This is a genomic window from Streptomyces sp. NPDC059371 (assembly GCF_042751995.1).
Taxonomy (GTDB): Bacteria; Actinomycetota; Actinomycetes; order Streptomycetales; family Streptomycetaceae; genus Streptomyces.
Genome location: NZ_JBHYXD010000054.1, coordinates 1 through 10,504 on the forward strand (window position 1 = coordinate 1; position 10,504 = coordinate 10,504).

Annotated in this window: 8 protein-coding genes and 1 pseudogene; 6 read left to right on the forward strand and 3 right to left on the reverse strand. The window is 71.4% G+C overall.

Annotated elements, in window-relative coordinates:
* Nucleotides 1-50: 50 nt before the first annotated feature.
* Entirely contained in the window at nucleotides 51-1,547 is a 1,497-nt protein-coding gene (locus ACFXGX_RS26455; protein ID WP_384795612.1) for an oligopeptide:H+ symporter, read from the reverse strand.
* Nucleotides 1,548-2,074: 527 nt separating this feature from the next.
* On the opposite strand from ACFXGX_RS26455, the gene ACFXGX_RS26460 reads away from it, so the two are divergent.
* On the forward strand, nucleotides 2,075-2,752 hold the full coding sequence (locus tag ACFXGX_RS26460) for a response regulator transcription factor (protein ID WP_018566970.1): 678 nt from the start codon (nucleotides 2,075-2,077) through the stop codon (nucleotides 2,750-2,752).
* 420 nt (nucleotides 2,753-3,172) lie between these two features.
* A complete protein-coding gene (locus ACFXGX_RS26465; protein ID WP_384795614.1) occupies nucleotides 3,173-4,456 on the forward strand; it encodes an ATP-binding protein in 1,284 nt (427 codons plus the stop codon).
* 70 nt (nucleotides 4,457-4,526) lie between these two features.
* On the opposite strand, the gene ACFXGX_RS26470 is transcribed toward ACFXGX_RS26465, so the two are convergent.
* The gene (locus ACFXGX_RS26470) at nucleotides 4,527-5,072 is read right to left on the reverse strand and encodes a GtrA family protein (protein ID WP_384795616.1); all 546 of its coding nucleotides are present in this window, start codon (nucleotides 5,070-5,072) and stop codon (nucleotides 4,527-4,529) included.
* A 209-nt stretch (nucleotides 5,073-5,281) separates the two neighbouring features.
* Between ACFXGX_RS26470 and ACFXGX_RS26475 the strand changes: the two genes are divergently transcribed.
* The 4 genes and pseudogenes from ACFXGX_RS26475 to ACFXGX_RS26490 form a co-directional block, all read left to right on the forward strand.
* A complete protein-coding gene (locus ACFXGX_RS26475) occupies nucleotides 5,282-6,442 on the forward strand; it encodes a 5-(carboxyamino)imidazole ribonucleotide synthase (protein WP_384795618.1) in 1,161 nt (386 codons plus the stop codon).
* Nucleotides 6,439-6,963, forward strand: a complete 525-nt coding sequence (gene purE / locus ACFXGX_RS26480) for a 5-(carboxyamino)imidazole ribonucleotide mutase (RefSeq protein WP_384795620.1) — start codon at nucleotides 6,439-6,441, stop codon at nucleotides 6,961-6,963. Before ACFXGX_RS26475 ends, purE begins: the two co-directional genes overlap by 4 nt.
* 5 nt (nucleotides 6,964-6,968) lie before the next feature.
* A complete protein-coding gene (locus ACFXGX_RS26485) occupies nucleotides 6,969-8,162 on the forward strand; it encodes a dipeptidase (RefSeq protein WP_384795622.1) in 1,194 nt (397 codons plus the stop codon).
* Nucleotides 8,163-8,394: 232 nt separating this feature from the next.
* A pseudogene (locus ACFXGX_RS26490) lies at nucleotides 8,395-9,600 on the forward strand (dipeptidase); the annotation flags it as partial.
* 189 nt (nucleotides 9,601-9,789) lie between these two features.
* Here ACFXGX_RS26490 and ACFXGX_RS26495 read toward each other — a convergent pair.
* Nucleotides 9,790-10,149, reverse strand: coding sequence for a VOC family protein (locus tag ACFXGX_RS26495; protein WP_384795688.1), 360 nt, complete (start codon nucleotides 10,147-10,149; stop codon nucleotides 9,790-9,792).
* Nucleotides 10,150-10,504: the final 355 nt, after the last annotated feature.

A 10,504-nucleotide genomic window follows, 5' to 3' on the forward strand; every position in this document is an offset into this window, starting at 1 on the left:
CCGCCGCACCGAACGGTGCGGCGGCCCTTCGCCGTGCTGTGGAACCGACGTCAGTGGACGTCGCCCATGAGCGCCTTGACCTTCTTGCGGTACATCCACACCGCGACACCGGCGATCACGGCGAGCGTGGCCTCCAGAGCGACGATGCCCGTCTTGTTGAGGTCGACCTCGGCGATGGAGAGCAGACCGGTCGTGGCGTCACCGGCGGTGACGGCCAGGAACCAGACACCCATCATCTGGGAGGCGTACTTCGCCGGAGCCATCTTCGTGGTGACGGAGAGGCCGACCGGGGAGAGCAGCAGCTCACCGACGGTCTGCACGAAGTAGATCGCCACCAGCCACATCGCGGCCGCCTTGTGACCGCCCTCGGCGATCGTCAGCGGGGCCAGGAAGAGGAAGAACGACGCACCGATCAGGATCAGACCCGAGGCGAACTTCGTCGCCGTGCTCGGCTCCTTGCCACGCTTGTTCAGCCACAGCCACGCCCAGGCGAAGACCGGGGCCAGCGCCATGATCATGACCGGGTTGACCGACTGGTACCAGGAGACCGGGAACTCCCAGCCGAAGATGGTGTTCTTGGCCGACTCGTCGGCGAAGATCGACATCGTCGAGCCGCCCTGGTCGTAGATCATCCAGAAGACGGCCGCGGCCACGAAGAACCAGATGTACGCGGACATCTTCGACTGGTCGGCACGGCCCAGGGACTTGTCGCGCTTGATGCGCCCGATGACCATGACCGGGATGACCAGGCCGGCGATGATGATCGGGACCAGCAGCCAGTTCAGCGTGTAGTGGCCCGAGAAGCCGACGATCGCGTAGAAGACGACGGCGACAGCGGCCCACAGGGCGGACTTGCGCAGCGTCGCGGACTTCTCCTCGGCCGTCAGAGGCGTGGGGACCTCGTGCGAGCGGGCGCTGAGGTGACGGCCGCCGAGCAGGTACTGGATGAGACCCAGCGCCATGCCGAGCGCGGCGAGGGCGAAGCCCAGGTGCCAGTTCACGTTCTCGCCGATGGTGCCGATGATCAGCGGAGCGGCGAAGGCACCGAGGTTGATGCCGACGTAGAACAGCGTGAAGCCACCGTCACGGCGCGCGTCGTCCGGGCCGTCGTAGAGGTGGCCCACCATCGTGGAGATGTTGGCCTTCAGCAGACCGGAACCGATCGCCACGAGGCCGAGGCCCGCGTAGAAGGTTCCGGAGGAGGGCAGAGCCAGCGTGAGGTGGCCCAGCATGATGATCAGACCCGCGACGGCGACCGTCTTACGGGGGCCGAGGACACGGTCCGCGAACCAGCCGCCGGGCAGGGCGAGCAGGTACACGAGGGAGAGGTACACCGAGTAGATCGCGGTCGCGGTGGCCGCGCTGAGGTGCAGACCGCCCGGTGCCACCAGGTACAGCGGGAGCAGTGCCTTCATCCCGTAGTAGGAGAAACGCTCCCACATCTCGGTCATGAAGAGAGTGGCCAGTCCGCGGGGGTGGCCGAAGAAGGTCTTCTCGGAGCCAGGGATTCCCGGGGTCACCGAGTCCTTCGTCAGGCTGGACGCCATGGTCGATCCTTGCTGGTCGGGACGCGCTGTTGGGGGGTCCCCTCGCTCACGCCGACAGCGAGAGCTCGGGGGAATTGCGCGCCCATGGGGGGCGGCCGGCACCGGCGGGGTCCGGCGTCCCTCCCCACGCCCATGGGGAGTCCGCTACGGCATTGCCGGAGCGGCGGACGGCGACCACCGGGATCCACGCCCGTCACGCGTCAGCGTGTCCGGGCCCGGCCACAGGTCTTTCCTTCGAGGCTGGCTGACACCAGCCCGCACACAGAAGAGACCTTCAGCATCAAGTTCGAGCCAAAGGTCCCGATGTGGTGCAACAGGCGTCTGGTCACCATACGACATCGCAATGCCCCATATGGAAGGACTTGAGATATGGATCACAGGCAATCATGGAACCGTGAGCGATCTTTCGAAGGTGTTAGCAAGGATCGCATCGCACACCCGCAGGTAAGAAACACCCGGACGGAGGGTGTGAATCCCAGGGGCGGATCACTGCCCGGGCGTGCTGCACGGCGGACTACCATCACCCCATGACCCGTGTACTGCTCGCCGAGGACGACGCGTCCATCTCGGAGCCGCTGGCCCGTGCCCTGCGCCGGGAAGGTTACGAGGTCGAAGTCCGCGAGGACGGCCCCACCGCGCTCGACGCCGGCATGCAGGGCGGTGTCGACCTGGTGGTCCTGGACCTCGGACTGCCCGGCATGGACGGACTGGAAGTCGCCCGCCGGCTCCGCGCCGAGGGCCACACCGTGCCCATCCTCATCCTCACCGCGCGCGCCGACGAGGTGGACACCGTCGTCGGCCTCGACGCGGGCGCCGACGACTACGTCACCAAGCCGTTCCGGCTCGCGGAACTGCTCGCCCGGGTACGGGCGCTGCTCCGGCGCGGCGCCGCCGAGCCCCAGCAGCCCCCCGCCACCCACGGCGTGCGCATCGACGTCGAGTCGCACCGCGCCTGGATGGGCGACGAGGAACTCCAGCTCACGGCGAAGGAGTTCGACCTCCTGCGGGTCCTGGTGCGGGACGCGGGCCGCGTCGTCACCCGCGACCAGCTCATGCGCGAGGTCTGGGACACCACGTGGTGGTCCTCCACCAAGACGCTCGACATGCACATCTCCTGGCTGCGCAAGAAGCTCGGCGACGACGCCGCGAACCCTCGTTACATCGCGACGGTACGAGGGGTCGGCTTCCGCTTCGAGAAGAGCTGAGGCTCCGCCCCGCCGAAGGCCCCGGCAGCCGGGTCCCGAGCCCACGGGGGCCCGGTGTCCCGGTGTCCGGAGACGGGCCGCCTTCCGGGACGACCGCCTTCCGGGCCGGCCGAGGTCCCAGGGGGCGACCGGCTTCCGGGACGGCCGAGGTCCCAGGGGACGACCGCCTTCCGGGCCGGCCGAGGTCCCGGGGGACGACCGGCTTTCCGGGTCGGCCGGGCTTTCGGGTCGGGACGGCTTTCCGGGACGGTCGAGGTTTCGGGACGGTCGAGGTTCCGGGGTGGTCGGTTCTCGGAGGCATCCGGGGCCCGGGTGCCGGGGCCGGTAGGGAAAAGCGGCGCCCCGGACCGGTGACCGGCTCGGGGCGGAGCGGTGAACGTGCACACTGGTCCCGGTACAGCCATCTGCCCGGAGGGCCCCGTGCGTCGCCGTCTGATCCAGTCCACCCTCGCCGTCGTCCTCGTGGTGATCGCCGTCTTCGGCGTCTCGCTCGTCATCGTCGAGACCCGCACGATCAGCAACAGCGCCCAGGAGCGCGTGGACTCCGAGGCGCTGCGCCTGGCCAGCATCGTGGACAGCCGCATCCTCGGCGACGAGAACATCAGCGGCGACACGTTCAAGAACCAGGTCACCGACCGGCGCTACGCCGTCATCAGGATTCCGGGCCGCGACCCCATCGAGGTCGGCAACCAGCCCACCGGCGACGTCATCCAGTACACCGCCAAGGGCGAGTCGGGGGAGAGCGTCACCGTCCAGGAGCCCCGCTCCTCGGTGACCAAGGAGGTCGGCCGCACGCTCCTGGTCATCGGAGCCGTCGCCCTCCTCGCGATCATCGCCGCCGTCCTGCTCGCCGTACGGCAGGCCAACCGCCTCGCCTCCCCGCTCACCGACCTCGCCGAGACGGCGGAACGGCTGGGCTCGGGCGACCCCCGCCCGCGGCACAAGCGCTACGGCGTCCCCGAGCTCGACCGGGTCGCCGACGTCCTGGACGGCAGCGCCGAGCGCATCGGCCGCATGCTCACCGCCGAGCGGCGCCTCGCCGCCGACGCCTCCCACCAACTGCGGACACCGCTGACGGCGCTCTCCATGCGGCTGGAGGAGATCACCCTCACCGACGACCCCGACACGGTGAAGGAGGAGGCCACCATCGCGCTGACGCAGGTGGAGCGCCTCACGGACGTGGTCGAGCGGCTGCTCACCAACGCCCGCGACCCGCGTACCGGCTCCGCCGTCTCCTTCGACCTCGACGAGGTCATCAAGCAGCAGCTCGAGGAATGGCGCCCCGCCTACCGCAGCGCCGGCCGCGCGATCGTCAGCTCCGGCAAGCGTCATCTCCAGGCGGTGGGAACCCCGGGCGCGGTCGCCCAGGTCCTCGCGGCACTGATCGAGAACTCCCTGATGCACGGCGGCGGCACCGTCGCGCTGCGCACCCGCGTGATCGGCAACCAGGCCGTCATCGAGGTCACCGACGAGGGCCCCGGCGTTCCCACCGACCTCGGCGCCCGCATCTTCGAGCGCACCATCAGCGGCCGCAACTCCACCGGCATCGGTCTCGCCGTCGCCCGCGACCTCGCGGAGGCGGACGGCGGCCGTCTGGAGATGCTCCAGGCCCAGCCGCCGGTCTTCGGCCTGTTCCTGTCCCGCACCCCGCACAAGCGCCCGCCCCGGCTCGCCGAGGACGACGAGGGGCGCACGGTCAGGTAGGGACGAGCGGTCCGGCAGGGGGAGGCGCGGTCGGGCAGGAGAACGCCAGGTCGGGCGGGGGAACGCGCGGTCAGTTCACGCGGGCCCGCGGACGGCGCGTCCCGGGCTCGGGCTCCTCGTCCAGGAACGATTCGGCACTGGCCACCGCCTCCCGGGCCGGAAGCGCCCGGAACACCCAGGTGCGGTAGGACCAGAAGCGGAAGAGCGTCGCGACACCGATGCCGAGGAACTTGAAGATGTTGCTCTGCAGCGGGCTGTCCCAGCCGAACCCGTACGTCGCCACGTACAGGACGCCGTTCTCGATGACCAGGCCCACCGCGCTGAACAGCAGGAACAGCGTCAGTTCCTTGGTGCGCCCGCCCTTGTCGCGGTCCCGGTAGGTGAAGTATCGGAACCCGACGTAGTTGAAGACGATGGACACGACCGTGGCGATGACACTGGCCCGCACGACCTGCAGGTCCGTGAGGTGGCGCACCAGATTGAACACGAGCAGGTTGACGAGCAGCCCCGCACCGCCCACCGCGCCGAACTTGGCGACCTCGCGGAAGAGCAGGTCGAAGCGGCGCCGAACCGCGCTGCGAGGCCCGGTATGAGGCCCCGGTGTAGCACTGCCCATGGTCTTGCCAGCCCCCGTCGGTGGGTCTTGATCGTGTGCGCGCCGGTGAACGCGCGGTGGAATAGTCCAACCAGTCCATGCTAACCAGCGCTCCCGCGCGGTGCCTGTGCATGTCCTCACAGGTAAGAAAAGACGCGGTCAGCGGAAGGGAAAATCGGGCGAATCGCCGCGGAAATCGGCCACGGTGGCTCGGCCGATACTCTTGGAGCGTGACGTTCCCGGTAGTCGGCATGGTCGGCGGTGGCCAGCTCGCTCGTATGACACACGAGGCGGGCATCCCGCTCGGCATCAAGTTCAAGCTCCTCAGTGACACTCCGCAGGATTCCGCGGCGCAGGTCGTCGGCGAAGTCGTCGTCGGCGACTATCGCGACCTCGACACGCTGCGTGACTTCGCGCGGGGCTGTGACGTGATCACCTTCGATCACGAGCACGTCCCGACCGAGCACCTGCGGGCCCTGGAGGCGGACGGCATCCCCGTCCGGCCGGGTCCCGACGCGCTCGTGCACGCCCAGGACAAGGGTGTGATGCGCGCGAAGCTCGACGAGATCGGTGTGCCGTGCCCCCGGCACCGCATCGTGACCGACGCCCGGGACGTGGCCGCGTTCGCGGCGGAAGGCCTCGCCGAGGGGGAGGAGGGCGACGGCTTCCCGGTCATCCTCAAGACCGTCCGCGGCGGCTACGACGGCAAGGGCGTCTGGTTCGTCCGCTCCCTGGAGGAGGCCGCCGACCCGTTCCGCGCCGGCGTCCCCGTCCTCGCCGAGGAGAAGGTCGACTTCGCGCGGGAGCTCGCCGCGAACGTCGTCCGCTCCCCGCACGGCCAGGCCGTCGCCTACCCCGTCGTCGAGTCCCAGCAGGTCGGCGGCGTCTGCGACACCGTGATCGCCCCGGCGCCCGGCATCGCCGAGGAGCTGGCCCTGGAGGCGCAGGAACTGGCGCTGCGCATCGCCAAGGAACTCGGTGTCGTCGGCCACCTGGCCGTCGAGCTCTTCGAGACCCGCGACGGACGCATCCTCGTCAACGAACTGGCCATGCGACCGCACAACTCGGGCCACTGGACCCAGGACGGCGCGGTCACCTCCCAGTTCGCCAACCACGTCCGCGCGGTCCTCGACCTCCCGCTCGGCGACCCGCGCCCGCGCGCCCGGTGGACGGTCATGGCGAACGTCCTCGGCGGCGACTACCCCGACATGTACTCCGCGTACCTGCACTGCATGGCCCGCGACCCGCAGCTCAAGATCCACATGTACGGCAAGGACGTGAAGCCCGGCCGTAAGGTCGGCCACGTCAACACCTACGGCGACGACCTGGACGACGTCCTCGATCGCGCCCGGCACGCAGCCGGCTACCTGAGAGGCACGATCACCGAATGAGCCCCGTTGTAGGCATCGTCATGGGTTCGGACTCCGACTGGCCGGTCATGGAGGCCGCCGCCCAGGCGCTGGACGAGTTCGAGATCCCCTACGAGGTGGATGTCGTCTCCGCGCACCGCATGCCGCACGAGATGATCGCGTACGGCGAGCAGGCCGCGGAGCGCGGGCTCAAGGCGATCATCGCGGGTGCCGGCGGCGCCGCGCACCTGCCCGGGATGCTGGCGTCGGTCACCCCGCTGCCCGTCATCGGCGTGCCCGTCCCGCTCAAGTACCTCGACGGCATGGACTCGCTGCTGTCCATCGTGCAGATGCCGGCCGGCGTGCCGGTGGCGACCGTCTCCGTCGGCGGCGCCCGCAACGCGGGTCTGCTGGCCGCCCGGATCCTCGCCGCCCACGACGAGGAACTCCTCGGCCGGATGCGGGAGTTCCAGCAGGAGCTGAACGACCAGGCCACCGAGAAGGGCAAGCGGCTGCGCGCCAAGGTCGAGGGCGCCGCCGGCGGCTTCGGCTTCGGGAAGTGACGCGGATGTCCTCGTCCTCCCTGCCCTCGATCGACCGTGCCCGGGCCCTGCTCGACGAGTTCCCGGTCGTCGACGGACACAACGACCTGCCCTACGCGCTGCGGGAGCAGGTCCGCTACGACCTCGGCGCCCGTGACATCGCCACCGACCAGAGCGCCCACCTGCACACGGACCTGGCCCGGCTGCGCGCCGGCGGCGTCGGCGCGCAGTACTGGTCGGTGTACGTCCGCTCGGACCTGCCCGGCGCCCTCACCGCGACGCTGGAACAGATCGACTGCGTACGGCAGTTGATCGACCGGTATCCCGCCGACCTGCGGGCCGCGCTGACGGCCGCGGACATGGAGGCGGCCCGCGCCGAGGGCCGTATCGCCTCCCTCATGGGCGCGGAGGGCGGTCACTCGATCGACGACTCCCTCGCCGCCCTGCGCGGGCTGTACGCGCTCGGCGTCCGCTACATGACCCTCACCCACAACGACAACATCGCCTGGGCGGACTCGGCGACGGACTCTCCCGTCGTGGGCGGCCTGTCCGCGTTCGGCCGTGAGGTCGTACGGGAGATGAACCGCGAGGGCATGCTCGTCGACCTCTCGCACGTGGCCGCGACGACCATGCGCGACGCGCTCGACACCTCCGTTGCGCCGGTGATCTTCTCCCACTCCTCCGCCCGCGCCGTGTGCGACCACCCGCGCAACATCCCGGACGACGTACTGGAGCGGCTGCCCGCCAACGGGGGAGTGGCGATGGTGACGTTCGTGCCGAAGTTCGTCCTCCAGGCGGCGGTCGACTGGACGGCCGCGGCCGACGACAACATGCGCGCGAACGGCTTCCACCACCTCGACACCACCGCCGAGGCCATGAAGGTCCACCGGGCCTTCGAGGAGGACAACCCGCGCCCGATCGCCACCGTCTCGACGGTCGCCGACCACCTCGACCACATGCGCGAGGTCGCCGGCATCGACCACCTCGGCATCGGCGGCGACTACGACGGCACGGCCTTCACCCCGGCCGGACTGGACGACGTCTCGGGCTATCCGAACCTGATCGCCGAGCTCCTCGACCGCGGCTGGTCCTCCCCGGACGTGGCCAAGCTGACCTGGCAGAACTCCGTGCGCGTGCTGGGTGCGGCGGAGGACGTCGCCCGCGACCTCCAGTCCCGCCGGGCACCGTCGAACGCGACGCTGGAGCAGTTGGACGGCTGAGGGCCGACGGCTCACCGAGTCACCCGGTCCCGGACTCCGGGGCCCACGAAGGCGTCCGGGCTCCCCGCCCGGGCGCCTTCCGCGTGCCCGGCACGGGTGCCGGGCGGCTTCCGGGCCGGCGGAGCGGTGCGCTACCCCGAACGCCGCACCCACCAGGAAGCGCCCCGGCCCCCGTGCCACGGTGGCGGTGACACCGCTGGTGATCACCGCTGCCCACACCCCGGAGCCCGTCATGGCAGACCTGCAGGACGAACTGCACACCACCGCCGAGGTGGGAGAGCTCGACCCGCCCGCTGCCTGGCCCGACACCGAAGCGCTGCCCTCCGGAACCCTCCTCGGAGACGCCACAGGCCTCGCGGCCGGCTCCGGCTCCGGCGCCACAGGCCTCGCGGCCGGCTCCGGCTCCGGCGCCACAGGCCTCGCGGCCGGCTCCGGCGCCCCGGACCGTGCCCCGGCAGCCGCCGACGGCTCCGACCCGCTGGCACGGGCCCGTACGTTCCTGGCCGACAACCCCGTCGCCGACGGCTACAGCGGGCTCCCCTGGGCCCTGCGCCATCTGCCCTGGTTCGATCTGGAGCTCGGCGAGAGCGCCGTGGACACGGACCTGCCGCGACTGCGCGAAGGGCACGTGGGCGCCCTGTTCTGGTCGCTGCACCTGCCCAAAGGCCTCGCCGGGGACCGGGCCGTCGGCGCCACCCTGGAGCAGCTCGACCTGGTCAAGACCGTGATCCACGCCCACCCCGAGGGCCTGCGGCTCGCGTGCGGCGCGGGCGAGGTCGCCGACGCCCGCGGCCGCGGCCGCGTCGCCGTCGTCCTCGGCCCGGCCGGAGCCGCCGCGCTCGGCGACTCGCTCGGCATCCTGCGTGCCCTGCACACGCTCGGCCTGCGCGTCCTCACCCTCACCGGCGCCTCATGGGCGGGTGAGACGGGCCTGACCCGGTTCGGCGAGGAGGTGCTGCGCGAGATGAACCGGCTCGGCGTCCTCGCCGACCTCTCGGGCACCTCGGACGCCACGATCGGCCGCGCTCTCGCCGCCTCCAAGGCCCCGGTCCTGTTCACCCGCTCGGCCGCCCGCGCCCTGCGCCCGCACCCGTCGAACCTGTCCGACGAGGTCCTGACCGAACTGGGCGCCGCCAAGGGACTGTGCATGGTCCCGCTCACCGCCGAACAGACCGGTCCGTCCGTCCGGGACGTCGCCGACCACCTCGGCCACGTCCGCGCGCTCGCGGGAGCGGAATGCGTCGGCCTCTCGGGCACGTACGACTCCGGGACCGCCCACCCGCAGGACCTCGCCGACGCCTCCTGCTATCCGCATCTGATCGCGGAGCTCATCACCCGGGGCTGGTCCGCCTCCGACCTCGCCCTGCTCACCTGGGGCAATGTCCAGCGCGTGCTGCGCGGGGGGCGCGCTAAATCCCCCCCGCCGCGCCGCCCCCCTCCCCCCCGGGGCCCGCGGGAATCGCCCCGAGGGGCGCGACCGCCCCCCCGCCCGCGCGCGCGCACAGTGGCGAGGAGGCGGCGCGCCCGGCGGCCCCCGCCCCCCCGCCCCCGCGCCCCCCCCCCCACCGCAGGCCGCCGTCCTCCGCGAGGATCGCCGACCTGGACGGCTGACCGCCGCCGGGTCCCTTCAGCAGGCGCAGAGGCAGAACGGATGTCCGGCCGGGTCGGCGTACACCCGGAACGAACGCGACCTGTCCTCGGTGTCCAGCGGCGTCGCGCCGAGCGCCAGCACCCCCTTCTCCGCCACGTCCAGGTCCCCGACCTTCAGGTCCAGATGCAACTGCTGCGAGCCGTCGGGCGACGGCCAGCGCGGCGGTACGTACCCGGGCGCGGCCTGGAACGCCAGCTTCCGGCCGCCGGGCACCTCCAGGTCGATCCAGTCGGTCTCCTCCGTGATGGTGCCGCCCAGCACCCCCGCGTAGAACTCGGCGAGCGCGCGCGGGTCGGGACAGTCCAGGACGACGACGTCCAGTTCGGCGAGAGCCATGACTTCCTCCGTGGGATCTCCGCCAACACCGGCGGGTTACCTGCAAACAGCTTCAAGCGGTAACGGATACCCCATGCTCCCGCATGCGATTCGGCCTGACGGCGGGCGAGGCGGCGGGGCCCAGGCAAGATGCGCCGCTACGGCGCCAAGCAGCCTCCGGCCACGGGAAATCCTGCGGGCGGCGGGGCCGGGAGCCGGACGCGGTCCGGCGGTCTCCGGTCACGGCACAGCGAAGTGGTGCAGAATGCAACCGGGGGTGGGGGCGGGGGGGGCGCCCCAGCCCCCCCTCTTCGCGGGGTGTGCGGCGGGGGGTGGCCGCGTCCCCGCGGCTCGGCCGGTGCGGCGGTGTGTAGAC